Source organism: Salegentibacter sp. BLCTC (assembly GCF_015143665.1).
GTDB lineage: Bacteria > Bacteroidota > Bacteroidia > Flavobacteriales > Flavobacteriaceae > Salegentibacter > Salegentibacter maritimus.
Genome location: NZ_WYEW01000002.1, coordinates 109,591 through 135,499 on the forward strand (window position 1 = coordinate 109,591; position 25,909 = coordinate 135,499).

Consider the following 25,909-nt stretch of genomic DNA (forward strand, 5'->3'; position numbering starts at 1 on the left):
TCGTGCATCGAGATTTAATTACTTTTGAGGCCTGGCTCTATGTCAAAAACTGCTTATAGTATCTACTAAAATACCTCGCAGGTTGTTTATTTATATTCTTTTAAGCAGGACAAAATTCCATTTTTAATTCGTTCTTTTTGTTCCTGAGACAAATTAGATCCCGAAGGCAAACAAAGTCCGTTCTCAAACAAGTTTTCTGCTATGCCATCTCCATAAAAAGCTGCGTTTCTAAAAACAGGTTGCAAATGCATTGGTTTCCATAAAGGCCTACTTTCTATATTTAAAGCTTCCAAATGCAAACGCAAATCTTCACGACTTACTCCACCGGTTTTTTCTTTATCAATACTCACAACACTCAACCAATGATTGGAAAAAAAGTCGTTATTTGGAGCACTATGAACTTTAACCCCTTCAATTTCAGAAAACAAATCTACATAAAAATCATGCATTTCTCTTCGTGCACGCACCCGTTTATCTATTACCTGCATTTGGCCACGCCCAATTCCTGCCGAAATATTACTTAATCTATAGTTGTATCCTATCTCGCTATGCTGGTAATGAGGTGCAGTATCCCTGGCTTGTGTGGCAAGAAAAACCGCTTTTTCTTTAGCAGCGGGGGTTTTAGTAATGAGGGCACCACCTCCCGAAGTGGTAATGATTTTATTTCCGTTAAAAGAAAGAATAGCATATTCAGAAAAAGTTCCACACTTCTCTCCTTTATAAGTACTTCCCAAAGCTTCAGCAGCATCTTCAACAACCGGAATATCAAACTCTGAAGCAATTTTATTAATCTTATCTACCTGATATGGCATCCCATATAAATGCACGGCTATTATTGCTTTTGGTTTTTTTCCTTTGGCAATTCTATCTTCAATAGCCCTTTTTAAATGTTTAGGACATAAATTCAGGGTCTCTTCTTCACTGTCGACAAACACAGGAGTCGCACCTAAATAAGCAATAGGATTTGCTGAGGCAGCAAAGGTCATACTTTGACAAAGCACCTCATCGCCTGATTTTACCCCTAGCATCACTAGTGCTAAATGTAAAGCAGCTGTACCGGAACTTAAAGCCGCTACAGCACCTTCTTTAGAAGATTCACTAAATAAATATTTTTCAACATCATTTTCAAAACCATTCACATTAGGCCCTAATGGAGCCACCCAATTCTGCTCAAAAGCCTCATTGACGAATTTTTGCTCAGTTCCCCCCATGTGTGGAGAAGATAACCAGATTTTATCTTTATTCATTCAAGTATTTTATAATTTTTCCCGGATTGCCAACAACAACGGCAAAGTCTGGAACATCTTCAATAATTACGGCACCGGCACCTATAGAAGCCCATTTACCAATTTTCACCCCAGGAATGACCGAAGCTCCCGTACCCACCTGAGCACCTTCACCTATATTCACATTACCAGTAATTACGGTATTGGGTGCTATATGCACAAAATTCTCAAGCTGCACATCGTGCTCAACAACCGCACCAGAATTAATAATACAATGTTCTCCTATGCTTGAACCTGAGTTAATGATAGCCCCGGGCATGACCACAGTACCGGCTCCCATTTTAGTATTGTCTGAAATTATTGCGCTAGTGTGACTAAGCGCTTCAGCTATTGCCCCAGTAAACCGACGAGCAACCGATTTTCTTATCACATTATCACCTATCGCAAAAACAGAAGGGCTGGCAAGCTGATCTTCGGTAGGTTTATGCGTTACCTTTAGGCCAAGAAATTTTTTAATTTCCACATTATCATCAAATATGGCATATATTTGAAGATTCCTGCTTTTTACAATATCAAAAACCACTTTTCCGTGACCACTGGCTCCGTAAATATTCATCTTTAATTTTTACCGTTAAAGGCTTCCGTAGTAGCCATATTTGCTGTGTTTATTCCTTCAGAAATCAACACCTTTTTTATTGTTTTAAAAATAATTTTTAAATCTAATGCAAAAGATAAATTTTCAACATACCAAACATCATACTCAAACTTTTTGGTCCAACTAATGGCGTTTCTACCATTTACCTGCGCCCAACCGGTAATTCCGGGTTTTACATCATGTCTTTTTTTCTGCCTTTCTGAATATAAACTTAAATATTGCGGCAATAAGGGCCTTGGACCAATTAAACTCATATCGCCCTTTAACACATTAATTAGCTGCGGAACCTCATCTATGGAAGTTTTTCTTACAAATTTCCCAACGACAGTTAACCTCTTTTCGTCCGGGAGCAAGTTTCCTTCAGCATCCCGTTCATCTGTCATGGTTTTAAACTTGATAATATTAAAAATCTGTCCATTTTTCCCCGGCCTTCTTTGAAAAAAAAAGGGTTTGCCCGCATTTGCCAAAGCTAATAAAATTATAGTGGGAATTAGTAACGGACTAAACACTAATAATGCCGTAAAAGCAATAAAAAAGTCAAGTATTTTTTTAAAAAAGTGTTTATACATACTAACGCCTTAGACCTTATAATTCCAATATTTTTTTAGCCGCGCAAAACTATGATTTTATATACAGCTTCTCTAATCTTTTGTACTCCTTTAACAAAATTTGCCAAAATTCTTTGCGTTCATAATACTTACAAATCTCTGTACGCGCATTTGAAGCCAGTCTCTGGGTATAATTATCATTTTCAACCAGTAATTGCATCGCTCTTAAAAGAGCTGAAGCATCTTTAACCGGAATGATTACCCCATTAATTCCTTCTACAATTATTTCGTTGCAACCATTAATATCACTCACTATTGCCGGAAGGTTCATTGCACCGGCTTGCATTACCACATTGGGAAAACCTTCACGGTAACTGGGAAATGCAAGGGCATTTGCAATGGCAAAATAAGGCCTTACATCTTCCTGGTATCCCGTGGTGATTATTTTATCGTGCTGCTGAATTGTTTTAAAAGTGTCCTCTTTTAACGGATCCAATTCTTTTTCGAATGGGCCAACCAGTAGCAGCGTACTGTTTTGTTTCTGCTTTTGTAGATTTGTAAACGCGGTTACCAATTCATTGATCCCTTTTTCACTAACCAATCTTCCTATAAAAATAAAAACAAAATCTTCCTGGGGAATACCTAGCGACAGCCTTTTATTCCTTTTTTGGGTTTCATCAAATTGATTAGGATCAAAGTAATGGGTATCGATACCATTTGAGCTTCCTTTCCCCAGTACTTTTAATTTATTTTCTTTAGCAAAACCCTCCATAAGGATGATTTCTCGTAGACCCCGGGAGTTAGGATAAACTTTTGTTGCTAAACTATAGGTAAACTTTTCTACCAAGTTTAAAATCTTTCGTTTACTACCGGTAGTTTCCATAAGTGGCAAACCGGCGACCGTATGCAGTCTAAGTGGTACTCCCGCCATCTTTGCGGCCAGCATCCCTACAATTCCCGCTTTGGGGGTATGTGTATGAACAATCTCAGGCTTTTCTCTTCTAAAATAGTTATATAATTTCCAAACCGCTTTTATATCCTGCACCGGGGTAATAGCCCTGGTCATTTCTACCCAAAAAGTATGTACGCTATTGTTTTCCGCATATTTCTCCAGTCGTTCTTTTTCAGCAGCCACTGCCGTAACCTTATAATGCTGATTCATATAGGTTAGTTGTCCCTCCAGGAGTTTTTCCAGGGATAGTGGGATGGTGGTGATACGGATTAGTTTTTTGGGCATATATTATTATTTACTTTAAACATATCCTTTGATTGAAACCCAAATTTATCTCTTAAAATCTGGAATCTGGAAAGAATAAGTTCCAAATCTTTTAAATTTGCTTCCGGATTATTTCCAAAATTATGCGGATGCCACCATAGATGATAAATTTCACCTTTCCTGGCTGCTTTTTCCATTTCTGAAATAATACGTTTTAATTTTAAACTATTAAGTGTATTCATGCTGCTGTAGGGACGCAAAAGTCTACTAGCCATTTGCGGGACAACTCCAGATTCTATTTGAAAGATTTCTTCCTTTTTATACGACTTATTACAAGGCCCAAGGTAGGCGTCTCCGGTTCTAAAAATTTTTTGCGCCAGACTATCCTTTTGGGTATCCTGCCAATACCAGTCTTTAGGATTAGACCTTATATTGGCAATCCCTAATTCAGCACATACTTTTAGATAATCTTCATTATACTGGTTACGGGGAAACACCAGGGAACGCATTTCAATTTCTTGTTTTTCAGCAAGCCTAATCGCTCTCTTTAAATCACTTTTGAAAGCCTCCCGACCCTGACCAGGCTCCAGGCAGTAATAATGGGAATAGGTATGGGTTCCTATCTCCTGATTTGGAGTTTCAGCAATAAATTTTATAAGTTCCGGTGCAAAACAAAGTGCTTCGGTTTCTTTGCTTTGAATAGATTGACCGTATTGATATGCCGATAATTCCATATTGTTATAAGCAGGTACAATTTTAGGTATATTTTCATTCCATTCGTCCCAACCCTCGTTAAATAGCATCCCTACGGTAGCCCAGGTACAGGAAATTTCGTATTTTTCAAATAGCTTAAGCATCTCAGGAATTATTTTACGGGTATTTTGAAAATACTCTTTCTTTTCTCTCCAGTCTACTTTATCAAATACCCCCCATAAAAGCTCAAAATCCAGGGAAATCACTAAGGTACCTTGCATTTGTTGTTCATTTATTAGTTAGTTGGTGAATTTGTTAATTGGTTGATTCGTTAGTTAGTTAGTTCGTTAGTTTATTTATTGGTTGGTCGCGGGTTGGACTTATGTTAGTTTCGATTAAACGGCAATCTTTAATAGCTATATTAAGAATTTTTAATTTAGGCTTTTTACAGATTCCCGCATTAACAAATCCCCAATCTCTAATTCACTATTTTTCATTCTCCAATTAACTAATATCCAATCCCGAATTAACCATTTTCAATTCTTTATTGCACAACTAAAGCTTCTTCTTTTGCCTTCTGCCTTCTTTTTAATAATCTGCGTTTTTTTAATATTTTATCATACTTTTTTTGCGCCAAATAATAATAAATCACAAAAAACAGAAAATACATCACCATAGACTTTTGACGCATGATAATTCCCAGGTTAGACATTACAAATGCCATTGCGAGGGATGCTAAAAAAAAGGTGGTCAAGCTCATTTTTACGGTAATCGGAGACTTTTTTAAAAACTTAATAAAATCTCCTTTCAATATTTTAAAAAACAAGAGTAGATAAATTAAATTTTCCACCGACACAATAAGTCCCAAAATCCCTGGGGCATCAAAAAACAAAGGGCGGAACCAAAACGTAAATAGTTTAACCGGTAATGGATAGTTGGCCATATCTACTCCTGAACCAGATTTGGCAAGCTCCCCTCCTCTTTCTTCAGAGAACTCGGTAAAGCCTTCAACAAGGTCTTCCGATTCGTTAAGCCCTGCCATACCTAATATGGTATCTTGCACCATAAGTAAACTCCCAATCATTCCAACATAGACCAATAGTTTTTTCCAAAAGGCAATTTTCTCTTTTCCGGTCATAAATCCCAAAATGGTTCCCGCTGCAACAAATAAAAAAACATGGGGTCTAATATAATAAGTTATTAATGAACCTATTAATAATGTACCCCATCTGCTTTTGGGATCTTTAACAGCATAAGCAAACATCATTAAACTCATAAAAATAGGAGCTCCTTTCCCCAAAGATGCTGTCCAAAAATGCATATTTGGCAGAAAAAGAATAAGTGTAAGGAAGTCTATATTAAACACCTTAATTTTAATAGGTATATTTTCCCGGAAAAATAGATAAGCATATACAAAACCAATATAGCCAGACCAGGCAAAAAGCACCATCATCATTTCATAACTAAAGCCTAGCACATTAATAAAAGGCCAGCTCATAAAATCTATAAAAGTGGTACTGGTACCAAAATATTCCCACCATGAGTCGAACATTTGTGGTCTTTCGTAATAACGTTTAGAATCTGATGGATTAAAATAAGCGTATGTATAATAAACACCAAAAAAAAAGAGATGGTATAAAAAGAGCAAATTCATCAGTTTTTTGGAAAACCATCGATATTTTTTTTCAAAACTGTTAAAAAGCCCCTGATTTAACAAGAATAGAAAAAGTATTAATACTATTGCTCCTATCATAATCTAAAACAATTCAAGGTCGCCCAAACTATAGGTCCAGTTTTCTAAGTTTAAAAAATCTGGAGCATGTAAGTTTATAGGTTTATAGGTTAATACAGGGCCAAAATTCCCCGCTATACCCGTTTTAAATTGAATGCCGGTTGTTGGAGCAATACTTAAAACTTGTGCTCCCGAGGATTTTGCCAATTGAAGAATTGCTGTTTTTGCATCCTTTTTTCCATTTGTAGTACAAATCACTTCAGACAACCTAAACTCTTTAAATTTATTTCTTTTTTTAACGTAACCTGCAATAAAATATTCTTTATTACAAATCACGACATAATCCTGCAAAGGATTATTGATATAGCGCCAGGTTAAATACGGTATATTTTTAGGTGTAAAAAGTTGGTTGGTCTTTTTTTGCTTTTCAAAAAATAAAGCTAGCAGGTTTTCACTGGAATTTATTTTTCCCTGAACCTGATAAGCAAACTGCTTATTTTTTTTAAAAGGATTTAAAGCTCGTAACTCAATTTTTAGTTTAGCAACTTCTTTCCATCCCATCTTAAGATAGCCTGGTTTACTTTGGGAATTTGGCGTATTAAACACAAAATGATCACCACGCTCTTTTCCCAGTTCTAGAGCTTTTAAGGTAAGCTTTTTAAAGATACCCTTCCCCTGATGCCCAGGATGCGTAGCTGTATCTACTGCACGAAATGCGCTATATACCTCTTCCCCACGCTGCCATTGCCATCGCATAAAAGCCCTTACACCAATAATTTTATTGTCTTCCTCAGCTACCAATACCAGAGACTCCCCGAATGGATTCTCTATATGCTTATAATGCCACACTCCTTCTGTTTTCTTAGAAGAGGTTTCACCCAAACTGGCTTTTAGTACGCTTAAAATTCCAGGGATATCAGAATGATCGGCTTCTCTTATTTGCATTATTTATTGTTTTATATTATGAGTGTAAGGCTATGATGTAGTGACCTTGTAATCTTGTTAACTTGTGATCCTGTCCCCTACACTAGATCACTCCTCATCAGTCCTTTAATTGATAACCTCCTCACTCATCTCCACATAATAAGCTTCCAACTCCTCCACCATTCGCTGAAGACTAAACGAGTTTACCACCCTTTTCCTGGCCGCCAGTTTCAACCTGTTTAGTTCTTCTGGATTATTAATGAGGCTTTGAACGCTACCTGAAAGCTCCTCCCATTCATCTACAGGAACAACCAGGCCATCTTTTTTATTTCTAATCACTTCCTTAATACCTCCTGCATCTGTAGATACCAACGCACATTCCATACTCATAGCTTCTAACAAGGCTATAGGCAAGCCTTCAAAAGAAGAACTCATCATAAAAATATCCATAGCCTCAAAATAAGGTTTTACATCAGTTTGTAAACCGGAAAAGAAAACCACTTTCTCCAGGCCTAAGTCTTTCCATTCTTTTTTAATCTCTTCTTCCAGGGGACCGGCCCCAACAATTATTCCATAAACATTTGAATGCTGCTCCCTAATTTTCTTAATTACCCTTAACCATTCTACCAGGCGTTTCTGAAAACGAAATACGGCTACATTACCAAGCACTATAGCATCTTTGGGCATCCCTAATTCTTTTCTGATTTCAGAAATACCTGTACTTTGAAAAGATTCGGTATTAACCCCGTTTAGTAATGTTTTAACCGGAATTTTTGGCTGAATATTCTTATTGATGGAATTAGTAACATCCTGCGATACTCCAAGGGCCAGGCTTTGAGAGTTAAATGTAATTTTATTTATCGTTTTAGTAGCTATATGGTAGCGTTCCTGCATATTGTGCTCTGTATACAATACCGGGATTCCTGTTTTTTTATGTACCAATCTACCTACAAAACCGGCCCAGGGCAGGTGGCAATGAATTAAATCAATTTTATGTGCTTTACAATAAGCAATAATTTTTTTGTATTGCGATAATAACCTGATATTATCCTTGGCTTCAAAACAGGAAACTTTACCACCCGCTTCCTCCAAAGCTTCAACCATTTGATCTTTCCAGGGTAAAAAATAGATATAATAAAAATCAAATTTTTTCTGGTTATGCAATTTGAGCGTTTCAGGAAGCAACATTTCGGCGCCTCCCCTGCCCAGAGATTTAATAATATGAAGAATTTTTATTTTTGTCATAGTTTATATCAAAGCGCAAAGTTAATTCATTCTCAAGCTTACACAAGAAATTTATTTTTTTTAGGCTAGAGATACTTAGCCGACCCCGACTTTGCAATTTTAGATTGTACCAGTAACTCTATAAACGTTTTAGTTGACGCTCTGTTGGAATACATTATAAATGGGCGTACATAGCTATTTATAATAAATCGGATGATTTTAGTATCCCGGTTATCTCGGTCTACCGTAAATTTATCATAAAATTTGAAGTGAAAATTCCGTACAGTTTTCGGCTGTTTGAGCCAAACGGATTTTTCTAAATTTATGCAAATGAGTATTGGCAAATTCCAAAAATTCAGGTATTGAACCATCCATCCTGGTAAAATTAATTAAAGCCTGTGCTACACACTTTTTCCTCCTGCACTTCGACAAGCTCACTTCGACAGGCTCACTTCGACAGGCTCACTTTGACAGGCTCACTTTGATAAGCTATCATTAATGGAATGCATAACATATTAACTATCAATATATTAAAGATTATAAAAATATAGCAATTTTTCAAACCTTAAATGAAACTTCATGAATAAAAACGCAACCACCCCTTCTTCAGCTAAGCTAAATTCATCCCTCCTTGCCGGAACAGGCCTATCTAGTATTGAAGGAGAATCGAACCAGCTCCATCCCTTTTAAAGGGAAGGTGGCTTCTTATACGATAGCGGAAGAAGTCGGAAGGGTTAATATCTAATTTAATCAATTAAAGTTAGTTCTTCCACACTTAAAAATAAATGAAACTTTAAATATTCGCGGATTCGTGGCAGCTTTCTTTACGCTTCCAATCTAGATCCCTCGTCAATACTACCGTGTTTTATTTCTTTATAGTAGGTCTCAATGTGACAAATCCTTTAATAATTAAAAGCATAAGGCTAACAAATAAGTTATAAGCAAACTACCTCGGGGTATTCCACCCTTTAGCGATGCCAATAAAGTTACATTAAAACCTCAAGAAGTCTACTTCAATAAATCTTTATATACAGCTTCAAACTCCAAAGCTATTTGACTATTCATATAACTTTCTTTTACCATTTTATAGGCATTTTCCATTTTATGCTCCGGTTTGTTTGCCAAAACTTTCAATATAGCTTTTTTAAAACTGTTTTTATCTCCTTTTTTGATTAAGTAACCAGTGTCATTATTCACAATTTCACCAATACCTCCCACATCATAAGCCACTACCGGGGTTTTACAGTACATTGCTTCTAAAAGCACCCCCGGTAGACCTTCAATAATGCTGGGTAATACCAGCACATCTGCAGCCATACAGAAATCTAAAGGATTATTTACAAAACCATGAAATGTTATGGAGTCTTGCAATCCCTTTTCTTTTACCAGGTTTTCAATCTCCCACCGCAACGGTCCATCCCCTACTAAATGCAGGTGTAAATAAGGTTCGTCTTGTATCACCAATTGAAATATTTCCAGCAAACCTTTATGGTTTTTTTCAAAACTAAAGCCGCCAATATGAACTATATGTTTTACCTCCTGCGGCATGAGTTTAATAGTTTTTGGTATTTTAGACTCAAGTCCCACCGGAAGAACAAAAGTACGGTCTAGTAAAAAAGGAAACAGATGAATAATATCTCTTTTAGAAGCTTGAGATACGGACAACACCAGGTTTACATTTTTATATAAAAAATGATTAAGTTTTTTTTGTAGTGAAGATTTTAAATATTGTCCTACTTCACTGGCATTACGTACAATAATAGGCGTTGACCAACCAAATATTCTTTTAGAAAGAACGGCATATTTTAAGGTATCCCCGGCATTGGCCTGTACTATATCAGGTTGAAAGTCCTTTATATTTTTTGCCAAAGCTTTCCAGGCTTTATAATCTAAAAACCGAATACCGTCATTACCGCCTATATCATCTATCTCTATATTCCAATCTAGCTTTGAATTTCCCGGAAAGATGGCAATTATTTGTACTTCATGCCCCAGTTGTATTAAATGCTTAGAAAGCTGACAAGTAAAAGTTTCGGCGCCCCTGTTTTGAGGTTTTTGTATAAGTTGGAGGATTTTCAACAGAATTATTTAATTATGTGTTAAGTGTTTTTTATATAGCCTTTATTTCCAGAGTAACTAATAATTTTAGCGGGGTTCCCAAGTACAAATGCATTATCTGGGACGTCAAAATTTACAAAGGTTAAAGAAGCTATTAAGACATTGTTTCCAATTTTTATATTACCCACGATTACAGAATTTACTCCTATATAAACTTGATTCAAGATAGCAGGAAACGCCATTTTTTTCCTCCATTTTATCTACCTATAGTAACTCTCTGACAAATATTACAGTTACCCCCTATTTCAGAGCTTTGATTTATTATAATATTTTTAAAATGACCGAAATAAAGCCCCTTCCTAATTTTGTAGTGTGCGGTATTTCAATATTATATGATTTGCTTAGTAATTTCTGCCAAATTCTAAAAAAATCCCCAAAGGATTCTTTGCGGAGTAAACGTTACAAGCTCTGTGCATTAGCACAAATCTTGCTCCAGAATAATTTAAAATTACAGAAACTTGAGATCTAAGTGAGTACACGTTCTTATATCTAAAGACATCATATTTAAGTTCATTATCATTAAACTGAAATTTAGATTAATTTTTTAATAATTTTTGATAGACCTTCTCATAACGACTTACCACATTATTTATTTCAAAATTTTTAATTGAATGGTTGTATAATTCTTCATTTCCCTTTTTATCATTTTGCAATTTTTCTAAGATTGCATCTGTAAGTTGATTGATATTTCCTGTTTCAAAATATTGATTAAAACCTGGGGGAAAACACTCCTGGTTCTCCGGAATATCTGAGACTAAAATATTAGTTTTCGCCATCATTGCTTCTATTAAAGACCCGGGCATTCCTTCAATATAACTTGGAAATATAAAGATTTCACTTAGAGCCAAAAGTTGCGGCACATCAGTTCTATTACCCAGAAGCCTAACATTATTGGTTAAGCCACTCTGTTTAATCTCCAACTCCAAACGAGCACGAAAAGGTCCTTCTCCGGCTATAAATAAAATAGTATCGGGAAAATGCTTTTTTACCTTAGCATAAGCTTTTATCAAATCCAGTTGTCCTTTCGACTCAATTAAACGACCAACATTTAAAAGAACTAATTTATCAACTATCTCAAGTTCCTTTCTCTTAGCCTTTATTTTCTCTTCTGAAATTTCAAATAGTGAAATATCTCTACCTCGGGGAATTACGACAATTTTCTCTTTAGGTACATTTAAAGCGCTGGAATTATCTTTTGCAATACTCTTAGAATTAGAAATGAACAAATCCACTCTTTTTGCACTTTGTCTATCCAAAAATTGAATGTAATACAATTTCAATTTTCTAAGTAAATTTAAAGAAGCATATCTTTCCTTTTTATAGGAATTGCTAACAAAACTATTGATTATAGGAATATCTATATATGCTTTTAATTTCCTGCAAATTAAATCGGAACGAATTAAAGTAGAATGAATAATATCTGGCTCGATTTTATTTATTACATCCAAAACTTTTATTGTTGCTTCTTTGAATTTATACTTCCCATCTAAATCAAGGGAGATAACTTTTATGCCATGATTAATCAGTGTGTTTTTTAAGAAATCACCTTTGTAAATCTGGAGAAATACCGGAGTAATTTCTCGAAACTTAATGGCCATTTCAACCAAACTTTTTTCAGCACCTCCCGAATTAAGCGTATCAATTACAAATAAAACTTTCAATCTACCTATCATCATTATTTTTCTAAAAATTATTGACTATCGACCTAAATAAGCAAGAACCAACCTTCCTAAACTCTTTAAACTTAATGGTTTTAGGAGGTATGCTTTCGCTAAAAGTTTCTTTCCCAAACTTCTCTCTCCTAAAATTAAAGCATTAGTACCCGCAACACTTAAAAAGTTTTTATAGTCTTCTTTATTCTTTTTAAATAATACCTCGTGCTTATTTAAAATATTTAAAGTTCCCTCCAATACTGCTTTATGATTATTGCGGATTTTGGCACCATTATGGCCGTGTATCTTTATAAGAGCCTCCATAACGTTTGCAATAGTAATTCCCTCTACTTGTAGAAGTGGAATTAAACGAAGCAAAAAATCTGTATGATGACCTGAAGAAAGACTAATATCATAACCACCTATTGATGTAAACAAATCTCGTTTTAAAAGAAAAGTTCCCGATAAAAAATAACCTTCTATATTTTGATAAAGCGAACTATACTTAAAAGGAAGTCTTTTCTCTATAAGTTCTTCCTTTTCATTATATCGCTCCATTCCACAACAAACAACCTGAGCTCCATTTATTATTTTTTTATTAATTTTCAATAACCAATGAGGTTTAGCTTCATCATCACTGTCAAGTAAAGTTACATAGTCACCTTTAGCAAATTCAACACCTTTATTTCGTTTATCTGCAGCACCAGAATTTTCTGTAAAATGGTAACTTATTCTAGGGTCACCAAAGGTTTTTACCACAGTTTCTGTATCATCTGTAGAACCATCATCCATTATAATTAGTTCCCAGTCTTGAAAACTTTGATTTAAAACACTTTTTATCATACGTGGTAAAAGATGGGCTCGATTGTATGTAGGGGTAATTATTGAAATCATATTCTAACGAATCTTATGTAATATTGCTTTACGCTGAGAAGGGCATCTTTTTAATTTCAAATTTTCAATTAGCATTTTACAATAACTTAATTTATCTTTCCTCCCTTCCTCACTTATCATTTTTATGATAGACTTTATTAAATATCTTTTACCACTATTCCTTGTATAATAAATTCTATTTAAAGCTATAAGCCTAGATTTATATCTATTTTTTAAATAATTTTCATCCCTTTTTTTACTTATAGATTGAGAATGCGATCTAATATGAAATAATTCTTCCTCCCTAATACCTATTTTAAAGTTTTCTGTTAATGTATAAAAATGAAAAATATATTCCTGGGCATTACTCAAATCTTGAGAAAAAGGATTTATAGTAGCAAGTGAAGACTTTCTCCATAAACCAGCACCCGTTTGCCAGGCGAGTTGCCCTCTTAAATATTCTACAATTGGTTTTTTAGAAAATATTTTATTCCTCCAACTATCTTTTATTTTATTCTCAAATTTTGAGTCATAGACTCCGCAACTAGCCAAAACGCCATCATAATTTGTATTGGTAATATCTTTATATTGTATATTTAAAAAATTGGATGCCATTAAGTCATCGGAATCAAACCATTTAATAAATTCTCCCTTAGCTAAATTATACCCATAATTTCGAGATACATTTGCCCCTTTAGCCATGTGACTAGGTTTCTTAAACAAGTTAAATCTATTATCATCCAGCTCTTGAACAATTTTAGTAGCTTCAGAGAAATTAAATTCATCCGAGTGATCATCCACTATAATAACTTCATAAGACTCAAAAGTTTGAGCCTTTATACTAATAAGGGTTTCCTTTAAAAGCTTATGCCTGCTATAAAAAGGAATAACAATAGAAATTTTTATTTCACTCATTCAGTTCTACTATATAATAGTTTAGTTTATATTTCTTATTTACAGTCGGAACAAAAAAATTAACAAATTTTAAAGTCAATAATTAAATCTGGTAAGGTATTAACTTAGTTTATTTATTGCCCTTATTAAACAAATCAAAATATTGTTTATAATTATCTTTGTTTATATGAGACCACCATTTACTCTCTAAAAGTAATTTGATTTTTTCCTCGCTAAATCTGTATTTAATAACCCTGGCCGGTGTTCCTCCAACAATTGCATAAGGAGGTACTTTACCGTTAACTACCGAATTTGCAGCAACTATGGCTCCATCGCCAATCTCGGAACCTGAAAGTATCACACAGTGTGCACCAATCCATACGTCATTCCCTATAACAATTGAACCCTTCGACACTCTCTCATTTCTCTCTCTATTTTCTAATAAATTCTGTTCTATAAAGTAAGTTGTAAAATTATGACTATTATGATTAAACTCCTGTATTGTTACATTACGAGCTATACTACAAAAGGATCCAATTTTCACTGAATTAAGGGCACAATAAATATCTGTATTTGGTCCAATTATAGAAGTAAAGCGCCCAATTTCCAGATATGACTTATTCGATATAGTTACCCCATTTTCAATTTTGCTTCCCTCACCAATTCTTACTTCGCCCTTAATCTGGGTTTCTCTAAGTGTAACCGTAGGGTGGATAAATGAAGACTTAGTAATTTGAATATTGTTAAAATGTTTTAGATCCCAATGTATTGCATTGACAATTTTTTGCCTAAGTTTCTTTAATAAATTCATCAATTATCGGTTTATAACAAATAGGCACCTGTGTTTCATCATTTATTGTTAAATTAGTACCAGTTATTATTTGTTCTATTAATTGTAATAATCTGGCTTTATCTTTCGATAAACCTGAAAACGCTAACTTTTCTTTAACCAAATCTTTAAAAGATTTTAAACCTATCTCATCAATAATTAGAGATGGCCTATTCATTAATGCAGCTTCCGAAATGGAACCTGAATATTTAGAAACGTGCAAAGAACATTCTTTTAGTAGCAATGGCAATGGCTCGCTGGAAGCCTCTTCTACATTTACTTGCTCCCGAATATTAAAATCAATTAATTTAGAATCCAAGACAGCAAATTCCTCTTTAGTCATTCTCGGATGTAAGCGTAGCCACCAATTATATTTTTGGCAAGTTAAAGAAATTACTTCTAAAAAATAATCATCAATAGCTGGATTCAAAGGCTGCAATGTAAATAATATCATCGGTTTACACTCTTGATATAGTTTTTCATCTTTAAGCTTTTCTTCCAAAAATTGAATCCAGGGATTACCTCCCAAAACAGCAGAGTGATTATTATTTATAGTCCAGTTGGAAATGTTATTAAATGATAGATTATCCCACACCCAAAATTTTTTAGGCAAAATATTATAATCATTTTCTGGCGTTTTATTAAAATAATATGCAAAATGCAGAGGTCCCTGGCTACCGTGCTGCATATCTATTGGAGTCACACCAAGTCTTCTAGCCGCCAAATTCATACCAAAAATTGCAGTGCTGTAATAACAAAGGCCAAAAATATACTTAGCTTTTGTTTTTCTTAGGAAATATTCATACAGTGCAGCCCAACTTAAAACCCCCTGTATATTCCCTACCAATAATTTCTTTAACTCTTGTTCTGCTAAATCAGTCTCATTAACTACTTCTTCTAAGAAAGAAGTGAATTCAGGAAATACATTTCTATCATTCCAAATAGCATTATCAAACTTTATTTTTTTAGAAAAAGCAGGTAAAACACTGGTAATATCAAAACAACGTGAGGGTTTATAAACACTTTTTAAATCCACATTTTTATACTCCAAAAAATAGGCAGCTTCACCTTTACACTCTAAATAATCTGCAATGGGATCAAAATAGCGATTAAATTGGTTATTCTCCCACCTAACCCTATGTGAAGGAGCTCCAGAAAACAAAAAATCAACTTTTTTAATATTAAAGCTTTTTAAGATAAACCATGCTTTTATTTTTTTAAATACATTTTTAATTACTTTTATTATCAATAAATTCCCGCTACTTTTTAATCCTTTAACATTAGGTGCTTTAGACCTATTATGCACTTTAAAAAAGATTATCATTTTTAGAATTGGCCATATATGCACTCCCTGAATCTTCCAGATATCTACCGGATATTCTTTCTCCCAAATATTCAATTTTTCAATTACGGCTAATCGATCTTTAAACTTCATTTATCAATCTATTAAGTCTACGAATAAAAATTAGGGCCAAAATAGAAACTCCCAATGAGATTCCAATTTTAAGCTCCTTAGATAATTCTACAGCATAATAAGCCGTAATCGTTAAAGCCATTGTTAGAGTGATCCAAAAAATAGGATAATAGCTAGCAGAATTAATTTCTTTAAATCCTTTAAAATAATACCCGGAATAGCCCATAAACATATAACCAACAAATGTTGTGAAAGCCGCAACTTCAAAACCAAAAAATGGAATTAATAATAAATTTAATAAAACATTTATTATACCCGCACCAAAGCTTATTTTCCACATTATATTGGTTTTTTCATTAAACATTGTTTTTGTACTAAAACCTAAATACATCGGCCTATAGTTATATGCCATAACAATTATTACTCCTAAATAATACATCTTGGCTAATTCCTCATTTCGTATTAAAAACGAAAAGAGTTCTTTCATCCAAATACATACACCAAAAGTTAATAAAAAGAAACTTATTTGCAGAATAAACACAAGGTTCTTTGCAGGCTCTTCTTTTTTTTCTTTATAATATTTATTTAACAAAGGGCCTATAGCTAAACCACTAGCTGTGCCAAGAGAGTTCATAACACTACCCACCGTATAGGCTACGTTATATTTTCCAATATCACCGGTTCCAACCTTCATAACATCCATCACCATTTTATCAGAACTATTCAATAAATAGCTTGAATAATAATGCGGTACCATTGGCAGGCTTATTTGAAGTGAGTTTTTAATCAATCGGCGTTTAAAATTAAATATTGGTTTTAGTTTTAGAGTAAAGTTTAAGGGATAAAAATATGACAGGTTAGTTAACATCCCTACAATAAAAGTAGACCAAAACCAGCCCATATACCCCATCTTATAATAAGTAATAAAAACAACATTCAGGCCTACTGACAAAAAGCCAAAAACAATACTTCGTATAGCTATTTGTAAAGGTTTTTGTTTAAGTTGGTAATATGTGGAACAAATTGTTTTGGTTTGTCCAAAAAAAACTAAAGGGGCAATATTCAAAAATAAAATTATCCATTTATCTTGTTCTGCAACCTCTGGAATAATTAAATAAATTAAAAGCCCCAGAATAAAGGCGTATATAAAATTCCATAAGTTAAGAAATCCATAAATCTGCCTCCAGGCCCATTTATATTGACCCGGTGATTTAAAAAAAGAATTTACTAAAACAACTCTTAATCCTAAAGTGGCCAATACAGCTAAAGCAGAGGTATATGCCGTTAGCACCCCTGAAACTCCATAATCTACCTCAGTTAGATCTTGAGTGATAATAGGTAAGGCGAAAAAACTGGCAATTTTAGTTATTTGTGGTGCCAGGCCATAAATAGCAGTATGAGAGAAAAGTTTTTTAAGCATTTCGCCTATTCAATAAAAATTCAGCATATTCAAAGTCTTCCTTGGTATCAATATCTACTGAATCCTTTCTATCCATTATATATGCGAAAGAACTATTGGTATAATAATGGCCTATATTTATAATTTCCCTTTTGAATATATATATAGCACCATTAGGAAAAAAGGTTGGCTTTTCTTCCTGTCTATTCTTGATGGTTTCCGGAAATATTGATTTAATTTCACCAAGTTCACTTACATGCTTATGCCAATAAATAGGATGGTTTTCTTTACAAAAACTAATTACAGAATCTGCTTTTCTCGTTTTGAATAAATCTACAGCTGCATCAATGTGTTGCTCAGTTCTAAATGGACTGGTAGGTTGTAAAACTATAAATTCTGTAATTTTAAACTTTTCCTCAACTTCCAGACGATTACAAACAAATTGATAGGTATCAATAGCTTTTGCAGTATCTGAAGCTAACTCACTAGGCCTTATAAATGGCACTTCGGCCCCATACTGCTTTGCAACCTTAACAATCTCCATATCATCGGTACTAACAATAACCCGTGTAATATATTTTGATTTTAATGCAGCTTCTATTGTATATGCAATAAGAGGTTTTCCTTTTAATTCTTTAATATTTTTACCTGGAAGTCCCTTTGATCCTCCCCTGGCTGGTATTATTGCAAGCATTATTTTAAATGTTTTATAAATTCCTGGGCTTGTTTATAATCTACGGGGCTACCAATATCAATCCAAAAGCCGGTAATTGGATTATGAACAAGTTTTCCTCCTTCGTTAACAAGATTATCCATGAGATCTGTTATATCATAAAATTCATTCTTTGGAATCCTATGAACCAATTCTTTTTTTAGTATATAAATTCCGGCATTGGAATGGTATACATAAGATGGTTTTTCTTTAAAAGCTACAACCGCGTCTTCTTTAGTTTCAAAAACCGCATAAGGAACATCTACTTTATATTCGGTAGAGGCCACCGCCATATCCGCATCTTGATTAACCAAATCCAGATATAAATCTTCAAAATCTACATCGGTAAATAAATCGCTATTCATTAACAGCACATGATCCGTTTTAAATTGCTCTACCAAAGAAAGGGCACCTGCCGTACCCAATGCTTTATCTTCCCAAATATATTCTATAGATATCCCTTTACTACTACCATCACCAAAATATTCCTTTATTTGGTCTCCCAGGTACTTTACCGATATATATATTTTTTGAATTCCAAAAGAAATTAACCTATCTATATTATGTTCTATAATAGGTTTTTCTCCCAAAGGTAACATAGGTTTGGGTATGGTATCGGTCAATGGGCTTAAACGTTTGCCTCTTCCCCCGGCCATAATCATACACTCTAAAGGCAACTCAGCATTCTGTTTTTCAAAGTCAATTATTCGCTTAAGCTTTTGTTGCCCATCAAGTACCGGTAAGATTTTTATATTTTTTTTTCTATATTTCTTTAAATCAATATAACCTCCTGTTTCCTCAGTATAACAAAAATTTTTATTACAAATAACTCCTACAGGTTTATTGATATCTCCATCTAATGCCAAAGATCTTCTTATGTCACCATCTGTAAGAGAACCTATTAGTTCTTCTCTATCATTTTGAACAAATAAAATTAAACGACTTATACCTCTAATTTTATTTAATTTATTTAAGGCCTCAAAGATAGTTTCATCTTCTAAAATAAGAATATCAGAAAGTTTCATATTTTTATAATAGATCATTCCACTTTAGCAAATCATCGTCTCCAATATCTCTATTTAATGTTCTTCCCACAACAAATTCTATTTCGTTTGGAGGTATAAAAGTTCCAGGACGTTTAGCCGAAAGATCATTTTTTGTTAAAACGTGACCTTTTTTCAAATTTCTATTTACCACCAAACTTCTTCGGAATTTTAGTTTTTTATTCTCTTCAGCCTCAGAAACTGTTCTTTTAAAATTACCTAAAGCCTTAGAAATATTTTTAGATTCTGTGCAAATTACCTTTAACTCATCAGGGTTTGCAGACACTTCATGATCCCAACCGGGTAAATCTTTATCTAAGGTAAAATGTTTTTCTATTAAACATGCTCCAAGGGCTACCGATGCTAAAGGAATAGAAGTTCCAATAGTATGATCTGAAAACCCAATTGGCAAATCAAATGCATCTTGCAGCATTTTAATATTGTTTAAATGGATATCCTGATACTTAGGTGGGTAAATAGATATACAATGCAATAACACTATTTGCTCATTTCCTACTTCTTTACAAGCATTAATTGCCGTTTCAATCTCAGCCAAAGTTGCCATTCCCGTAGATATAATCATAGGTTTTTGATATGCAGCTACAGCTTTGAGAAAATCGGTATAATTGATATCCATGGAAGCTATTTTAAAGAAAGCTACTCCAAGATCATTCAGCAATTCCGCTTCCTCAATAGAAAATGGCGAGGAAGCAAATTCAATATTGTTTTCGTCACAAAAAGTTTTGATTTCCTTATGCTCAGCATCTGTTAATGCATATTTGGTTACCATTTCTTTCAAGGAACCAAAATGTTTCTTTTTAGAATCATTATAAACCTGATTGTTTTCATATTCCTCCCTGGAAATTAAAGATTTTGGTGTCCAGGATTGGAATTTTACACAATCGGCTCCTGCTTCCTTTGCAGATAAAATCATTTTTTTGGCCAATTCAATATCTCCATTGTGATTTGCTCCGATTTCAGCAATAATATAAGGATCTAAAAAATTTCCGATTTCTCTATCTCTAAACTTTACTTGTTTCATAAATCATTAGTTTCTTCCCACCATAAAAACTCCATATCGGCTTCAAACTGGAGGGGTTTATTATTTAATATTATTCTATTCTTAAGATTTTCAGTATTTTCAACTTCAGCTTTAAAAGAAAGTCCTATTTGATTTAAAGCTAAGTAATGTGAAGATTTAACTTTTAAAATCTCCAATAGTTTTTCCACTGACTTTGCATTATTTAGGCCAGCGATATTATTTTGATGTTGTCGATAAATAGTAGTGCATTTTCCTGTAAAAAAAGCAGTTTTATTATATTGACATAAAAGTTGGTAAAAAATAAACCAATCTACTGCAATTGTCAAATTACTCCTTTTAATCTCATATTCTAAAAGTTTTTTTCTAATTGCAGTATTTCCTAATCCGACGATATTTTTATCAATTAAAAATTCATGATCAAATTCAAAATTTTCACCCAATCTTGGTTTCCATACATTTTCTTTTAAGATTTCACCATTTCTAAATGTATCTAAATCGTTACAAACTAACGAATAGTCATTTAAATAATTAAGAGAAACTTCAATTCTATTAGATGACATCATATCATCAATATCTTGAAATACTAAATTCTCAAAAGTACTATCCTTTAAAATTTGAAGTGAATCAAACCTTATCCCGGCAATAGAACCATCAAGATTTAGAATTTCGACTTTGGGCAGTAATTTTTCAAAGTACAATTCTGCATTTTCAACACCATCATTGAATATTATAACCTGAAAATTATTGACTGTTTGATTTTCTACGGCATGAATAAAATCTGAAAAATACTTAATCGCTTCTGGATAAATATATGTAACCAGTGCATTTCTCATACCTAAATATTTTTTCCGGGATTGCCTACTAATTTAACATTATCAGGTACATCATTGATAACCACCGTTCCTGCTCCAATCACAACATTTTCTCCAATTTTCACTCCTTGTTTAATCACCGCATTAGCGCCAATAAAGGTGTCATTACCCACACTCACATTACCTGTTAATACAGCACCGGGAGCTATATGCACTGCATTGCCTATAGTACACTCATGTTCTACTATTGCACCAGTATTAATAATGCAAAAATCTCCAAGGCTCACCAAAGGATTTATCGCTGCATTCCTGGCTATAAAATTCCCAATCCCCATTTGCAAATGTTCTGATAACAAAGCTGAAGGATGAATAATATTTAGAACTTTTTTGTTTTTGGAAATAATAAAGTTTCCAGCTTTCTGCCTAATATGATTATCGCCAATCCCTAAAATATATTGTTTATTTGTGGTCCAGGCTTCAAACTCTTCATCCCTTTCAAAACCTAAGTACTCCAATTTAAAAGGATTTGAACTAACTTTTTTAGTTTCTGTATATCCCATAATATTTAAACCAGCTAGTTTTGCGGCTTCCGCCACAACCAAACCATGTCCTGAATATCCAACCAATACAACCTCCTTATCTAACACTACTTGGTATATTTACAATTCTATCTTCTAAAAACTCAGCATTTTCCTGACCATCCTTAAAGCAATCTCTATAGATTGGCAGTTTATACATCAATTGCCATATAGGCCGAGTCATCACGCCGGCATCATTGGTTTCTTTTAGAAAAAGATCTCGTTGTTTTTTGTTTTCCAATTCAACACACATGAGCCAGTAATTCGCTGTAGTGTTGGGCATTTCAGTACGAAATCTTATATCCTGATCTTTGAAAAAATAAGCATAGTTTTCAGCTAATTCCCTTTTATTTTTTATAAAACTTTGCAAATTTTCAAGTTGGGCACAGGCCAATGCAGCATTTAGATTGGGCATTCTATAATTATAACCCAATTCATCGTGATAGTATTCATAAGAATGTGGTTTTTTAGCGGTTGTCGTTAAATATTTCGCCTTCTCGCCAAGCTCAATATTATTACTTACAATGGCACCACCACCTCCACATGTCACTATCTTATTGCCATTAAAAGAAAAAACACCCACTTTCCCAAAACTTCCTGGTGATTTTCCTTTAAACTCACTACCTAAAGATTCTGCGGCATCTTCAACTACCGGAATTTTCCAATTGGTACATATTTTAACGATTTCATCAATTCTTACCGGGAAACCAAAAGTATGCATAGGCAAACAAGCCGCTATTTTATTACCGGTCTTTTTATTGTAACAGCCATCTTCCCTAAGTTCCCCAAATTCGTCTAAGAAGTCGTTCAGAGCTTTTGGAGATAAACCCATAGTATCTCGATCTACATCTATAAAAACAGGTTTTGCAGCATTATAAGCAATAGCATTTGCGGTTGCCACGAAGGTAAGAGCCTGAGTAAGCACTTCGTCTCCCTTATTAACTCCAACCAAACGTAAAGCAACTTGAATCCCTGATGTACCGTTTACCACTGCTACTGCTTTATCAGTAGTGGTAATCTCCTGCATCATAGCCTCAAACTTATTTACATATGCCCCTACAGAAGAAACAAAAGTGGAATCTATGGTATTATTTAAATACTTTTTTTCATTCCCTTGAAATCGCGGTTCGTGCAAAGGAATAAATTCTTTAGTATTAAACGTATCCTGTATAAAAGATATGGTTTTCTGAACTGCTATCATTACATTTTCGCATCTAAATATTTACCGGTTTCTTTATGGCCAAAATCCGGTATCATTTTATGGAATAATTCCACAATTTCATTTTTAGACCAGACTCCTCTATCTCTCATTTGAGAAATTTGCTGTTCAAAAAGATTCAATTTTTCTTCTTCGATATTTAAATCATTTTTAATAATTCCAAGATTTTGAAATTTTTCTAGATCTAAAGTCTCTTCTTCAGTAAAAAATTCTTCGAAGCCTTTTTCTCCTGTCGTGTCACTCTCTGTAAAAAAACAAGGCCATTTTTTCTCTTGTGATATTGTTTTTACTAATTCCCGGGCTTCATCTTCAGTTTTACACAAATAGGGCTCATAGCCTAATTGCTCTAAATACTTAACAGCAATATCTGCAAAGGAAATTAAATGTAAACTCTCACTCAGTTTCGGGAAAAATATATCCCTGTTTTCCCCAAAAATACAAGACATTAAACATAACTCACCCGATTCTTGAGGAGTTACAAAATAACGTTTTACATCAGAAGGGGCTACAATAGGTTGTTTCTTTTGGATGCGTTGATTAAACCCGTGTAATAGCGAACCATCAGAAAAAGCTACATTGGCAAAACGAGCTGTGGAGATTGGAATATTTTTACTTTGTCGCATTAAAAACATTTCCATAATACGTTTAGAAGCCCCCATCATATTTACTGGGTTGGCAGCTTTATCTGTAGAAACGCAAAAGTATTTTTTAATACCATTTTCAGAAGACTGCTTAATTGTCTTTTCGGTATTGAAGATATTCACATCTATCATGCGCATTAATGTAAAAGGGTCTTTTTCACTCCGCACATGCTTCAATGCCGACAAATTGAGTACATAATCATATTCTCCATCTGCTTTTATAAAAGCATCATACTCCACAGAGCCAATATCTAAAGCAAAAGTTTGAAAATCACCATCGATATACCCCAAAGAACTACGAATATCCCGAACTAATTCTACCATATTATTTTCACTAATGTCAACTACGTGAAGTTTTTTCGGGTCTCTTTTAAAAATCTCTTTTGTAACTGCCTGCCCTATGGAGCCAGCACCTCCTATCACAAGAAATTTGGAAGCTGAAACTTTAGATCTTAATTCGGCTTCGTATTTAGAAATATCAGGTACAAAAAGCTCAGTACTCCTACCTATTAAATTTAATACATCCATATTTAACTTCCAATTGCATAAAACTCAAACCCAATACCCTCTTTAGTTTTTCTTTCCAACAACCTTCTTCCATCAAACAAAAAGGCAGGTTTTAGCATTTCTTTATATATTTTTTGCCAGTCTAATTCTTTAAATTCATCCCACTCAGTTAACACCGCTACAGCGTGAGCATCTTTAGTCGCTTCATAAGCTCCGTCTACCACTGTTACCCTGGCTCTATTTTCTTCTGAAGAACGGGTATTCAAATAATCTAAATCGGCATAGATCTGTTCTGTTTTTACTTTCGGATCATACACTACGATCTCAGCCTGTTCGTTCAACAAATAGTCTGCCACATAAATAGCTGCCGATTCCCGGGTATCGTTGGTGTCTTTTTTAAAGGCCCAACCCAGTAACGCAATTTTCTTTCCGGAAACAGTGTTAAATAAGGTTTGCACAATTTTAGCGGCAAACCTTCTTTTCTGATGGTCGTTCATAATAATTACCTGCTCCCAGTAATCGGCTACTTCGTGTAAACCAAAAGATTTTGAGATATATACCAGGTTTAAAATATCCTTTTGAAAACAGGATCCTCCAAAACCAACCGAAGATTTGAGGAATTTTGCCCCAATCCTGGAATCCATTCCCACAGCTTTAGAAACCTCATTTACATCGGCCCCGGTTTTTTCACAGAGTTCACTCATTGCATTGATGCTGGAAACCCTTTGCGCCAGGAAAGCATTTGCCGTTAATTTAGATAACTCTGAAGACCAAACATTAGTGGTTAATAGTCGCTCTCTTGGCACCCAATGGGCGTAAACATCTACTAGAGCATCTACGGCTTCTTTTCCTTTAGCAGTATCAATATCGCCTCCTATAAGCACTCGATCTGGATTCATCAAATCATCTACCGCAGTTCCTTCGGCTAAAAATTCGGGGTTAGAGAGAATTTGATAGTTCACTCCGTTACCGGTATTATCTAAAATATTCTTTAAAGCCTCGGCGGTACGTACCGGTAAAGTAGATTTTTCAACTACAATTTTATCATCTTTAGCCACCCTTGCGATTTGGCGGGCACACAGTTCGATGAACTTAAGGTCTGCAGCCATCCCCTTACCTATTCCGTAAGTTTTAGTAGGTGTATTCACCGAGATAAAGATCATATCGGCCTTATCGATTGCTGCATCTACATCGGTAGAAAAAAACAGGTTTCTACCCCTGGCTTCTTTCACCACTTCCGGTAAACCGGGTTCATAGATTGGAATATTTTCTACATTTTCGTCGTTCCAGGCCTTAATGCGCTCCTCGTTGATATCTACAACCGTAACATTAATTTCCGGACATTTTTGAGCTATCACTGCCATAGTGGGACCTCCTACGTATCCTGCGCCTATGCAGCAGATGTTTTTTATGTTCATGCTAGTTAATTAGTTAACTGGTTAATTGGTTAAATAGTTAATTGGAATCCGCCTCCCAAACTATTTAAAATCAACCAATATCTATTCCTTACTCCTATTTCTTAAATATTTGATATAGCCATTTATTAGTCTGAGACAAGATTCTGCTTTATTCCGAAGCGTCTGCAAGACCTCTTCAGAGATGTAGTCACAGTCCTTTGCCTCAATCCCGTGATCTAATATTTCAGCAACTGAGCCTCGCGCATTATAAAGAAATTTTATATTTTCTTTATAATGGTATCTTCCCCAACCCTCAGCAATGTTTGCCGTAGCCGACCTCGCTGACCTTAACAGCTGGGAATATAATTCAAAACGCTCTGTTTTCGGCAATTTGGTTAATATTTCCTTTTTCACATAAAGCTTCAAATCATAACAAGCCTTCCAACAATCCAGATCCTCGAAATTTGATGCCATTTTTTAGTTAATTGGTTAAGCGGTTGATTGGTTTAATGGATATCCATAATAAATATTAAACTGTATTTGATATAAAAAAATTCTTAT

Annotated in this window: 24 protein-coding genes; all 24 read right to left on the reverse strand. The window is 34.2% G+C overall.

Annotated features, from left to right (window positions below; all coding sequences use genetic code 11):
- Positions 1–86 precede the first annotated feature (86 nt).
- The gene (locus tag GUB10_RS02600; RefSeq protein WP_193709882.1) at positions 87–1,247 is read right to left on the reverse strand and encodes a DegT/DnrJ/EryC1/StrS aminotransferase family protein; all 1,161 of its coding nucleotides are present in this window, start codon (positions 1,245–1,247) and stop codon (positions 87–89) included.
- On the reverse strand, positions 1,240–1,842 hold the full coding sequence (locus GUB10_RS02605; protein ID WP_193709883.1) for an acetyltransferase: 603 nt from the start codon (positions 1,840–1,842) through the stop codon (positions 1,240–1,242). The genes GUB10_RS02600 and GUB10_RS02605 overlap by 8 nt, the downstream gene beginning before the upstream one ends.
- A gap of 2 nt (positions 1,843–1,844) precedes the next feature.
- Positions 1,845–2,450 (reverse strand): sugar transferase, encoded by a 606-nt coding sequence (locus GUB10_RS02610; RefSeq protein ID WP_193709884.1) that lies wholly within the window; start codon positions 2,448–2,450, stop codon positions 1,845–1,847.
- A gap of 49 nt (positions 2,451–2,499) precedes the next feature.
- Positions 2,500–3,666, reverse strand: a complete 1,167-nt coding sequence (locus tag GUB10_RS02615; protein WP_193709885.1) for a glycosyltransferase family 4 protein — start codon at positions 3,664–3,666, stop codon at positions 2,500–2,502.
- Entirely contained in the window at positions 3,651–4,619 is a 969-nt protein-coding gene (locus GUB10_RS02620) for a polysaccharide deacetylase family protein (protein WP_193709886.1), read from the reverse strand. Before GUB10_RS02620 ends, GUB10_RS02615 begins: the two co-directional genes overlap by 16 nt.
- A 263-nt stretch (positions 4,620–4,882) precedes the next feature.
- On the reverse strand, positions 4,883–5,992 hold the full coding sequence (locus tag GUB10_RS02625) for a hypothetical protein (RefSeq protein WP_227740292.1): 1,110 nt from the start codon (positions 5,990–5,992) through the stop codon (positions 4,883–4,885).
- Between the two features lie 102 nt (positions 5,993–6,094).
- Entirely contained in the window at positions 6,095–7,015 is a 921-nt protein-coding gene (locus tag GUB10_RS02630) for a GNAT family N-acetyltransferase (protein WP_193709888.1), read from the reverse strand.
- A gap of 105 nt (positions 7,016–7,120) precedes the next feature.
- Positions 7,121–8,239, reverse strand: a complete 1,119-nt coding sequence (locus GUB10_RS02635) for a glycosyltransferase (RefSeq protein ID WP_193709889.1) — start codon at positions 8,237–8,239, stop codon at positions 7,121–7,123.
- A gap of 987 nt (positions 8,240–9,226) precedes the next feature.
- Complete coding sequence (locus GUB10_RS02640; RefSeq protein WP_193709890.1) at positions 9,227–10,297, reverse strand: glycosyltransferase family 4 protein; 1,071 nt, start codon at positions 10,295–10,297, stop codon at positions 9,227–9,229.
- Between the two features lie 575 nt (positions 10,298–10,872).
- On the reverse strand, positions 10,873–12,012 hold the full coding sequence (locus tag GUB10_RS02650; protein ID WP_193709892.1) for a glycosyltransferase: 1,140 nt from the start codon (positions 12,010–12,012) through the stop codon (positions 10,873–10,875).
- A 21-nt stretch (positions 12,013–12,033) separates the two neighbouring features.
- The gene (locus tag GUB10_RS02655) at positions 12,034–12,882 is read right to left on the reverse strand and encodes a glycosyltransferase family A protein (protein ID WP_193709893.1); all 849 of its coding nucleotides are present in this window, start codon (positions 12,880–12,882) and stop codon (positions 12,034–12,036) included.
- 3 nt (positions 12,883–12,885) lie between these two features.
- On the reverse strand, positions 12,886–13,776 hold the full coding sequence (locus tag GUB10_RS02660; RefSeq protein ID WP_193709894.1) for a glycosyltransferase family 2 protein: 891 nt from the start codon (positions 13,774–13,776) through the stop codon (positions 12,886–12,888).
- 109 nt (positions 13,777–13,885) lie between these two features.
- Positions 13,886–14,566, reverse strand: coding sequence for a CatB-related O-acetyltransferase (locus tag GUB10_RS02665; protein WP_193709895.1), 681 nt, complete (start codon positions 14,564–14,566; stop codon positions 13,886–13,888).
- Complete coding sequence (locus GUB10_RS02670; protein WP_193709896.1) at positions 14,544–16,019, reverse strand: hypothetical protein; 1,476 nt, start codon at positions 16,017–16,019, stop codon at positions 14,544–14,546. The genes GUB10_RS02665 and GUB10_RS02670 overlap by 23 nt, the downstream gene beginning before the upstream one ends.
- Positions 16,009–17,418, reverse strand: coding sequence for a lipopolysaccharide biosynthesis protein (locus GUB10_RS02675; protein WP_193709897.1), 1,410 nt, complete (start codon positions 17,416–17,418; stop codon positions 16,009–16,011). The genes GUB10_RS02670 and GUB10_RS02675 overlap by 11 nt, the downstream gene beginning before the upstream one ends.
- A complete protein-coding gene (locus GUB10_RS02680) occupies positions 17,411–18,091 on the reverse strand; it encodes a cytidylyltransferase domain-containing protein (RefSeq protein ID WP_193709898.1) in 681 nt (226 codons plus the stop codon). The genes GUB10_RS02675 and GUB10_RS02680 overlap by 8 nt, the downstream gene beginning before the upstream one ends.
- Positions 18,091–19,152 carry a nucleotidyltransferase family protein gene (locus GUB10_RS02685; protein WP_227740283.1) on the reverse strand — a complete coding sequence of 354 codons (1,062 nt, stop codon included), beginning with the start codon at positions 19,150–19,152 and terminating at the stop codon, positions 18,091–18,093. The genes GUB10_RS02680 and GUB10_RS02685 overlap by 1 nt, the downstream gene beginning before the upstream one ends.
- The gene (locus GUB10_RS02690; protein WP_193709899.1) at positions 19,139–20,194 is read right to left on the reverse strand and encodes an N-acetylneuraminate synthase family protein; all 1,056 of its coding nucleotides are present in this window, start codon (positions 20,192–20,194) and stop codon (positions 19,139–19,141) included. Before GUB10_RS02690 ends, GUB10_RS02685 begins: the two co-directional genes overlap by 14 nt.
- A complete protein-coding gene (locus GUB10_RS02695) occupies positions 20,191–21,027 on the reverse strand; it encodes a hypothetical protein (protein WP_193709900.1) in 837 nt (278 codons plus the stop codon). The genes GUB10_RS02690 and GUB10_RS02695 overlap by 4 nt, the downstream gene beginning before the upstream one ends.
- Before the next feature lie 2 nt (positions 21,028–21,029).
- A complete protein-coding gene (locus GUB10_RS02700) occupies positions 21,030–21,653 on the reverse strand; it encodes an acetyltransferase (RefSeq protein WP_193709901.1) in 624 nt (207 codons plus the stop codon).
- Positions 21,643–22,785, reverse strand: coding sequence for a LegC family aminotransferase (locus tag GUB10_RS02705; protein WP_193709902.1), 1,143 nt, complete (start codon positions 22,783–22,785; stop codon positions 21,643–21,645). Before GUB10_RS02705 ends, GUB10_RS02700 begins: the two co-directional genes overlap by 11 nt.
- On the reverse strand, positions 22,785–23,972 hold the full coding sequence (locus GUB10_RS02710; RefSeq protein WP_193709903.1) for a UDP-N-acetylglucosamine 4,6-dehydratase: 1,188 nt from the start codon (positions 23,970–23,972) through the stop codon (positions 22,785–22,787). The genes GUB10_RS02705 and GUB10_RS02710 overlap by 1 nt, the downstream gene beginning before the upstream one ends.
- 2 nt (positions 23,973–23,974) lie before the next feature.
- Positions 23,975–25,369, reverse strand: coding sequence for a UDP-glucose 6-dehydrogenase (locus GUB10_RS02715; protein ID WP_193709904.1), 1,395 nt, complete (start codon positions 25,367–25,369; stop codon positions 23,975–23,977).
- A gap of 81 nt (positions 25,370–25,450) precedes the next feature.
- The gene (locus GUB10_RS02720) at positions 25,451–25,822 is read right to left on the reverse strand and encodes a four helix bundle protein (RefSeq protein WP_193709905.1); all 372 of its coding nucleotides are present in this window, start codon (positions 25,820–25,822) and stop codon (positions 25,451–25,453) included.
- Between the last annotated feature and the right edge of the window lie 87 nt (positions 25,823–25,909).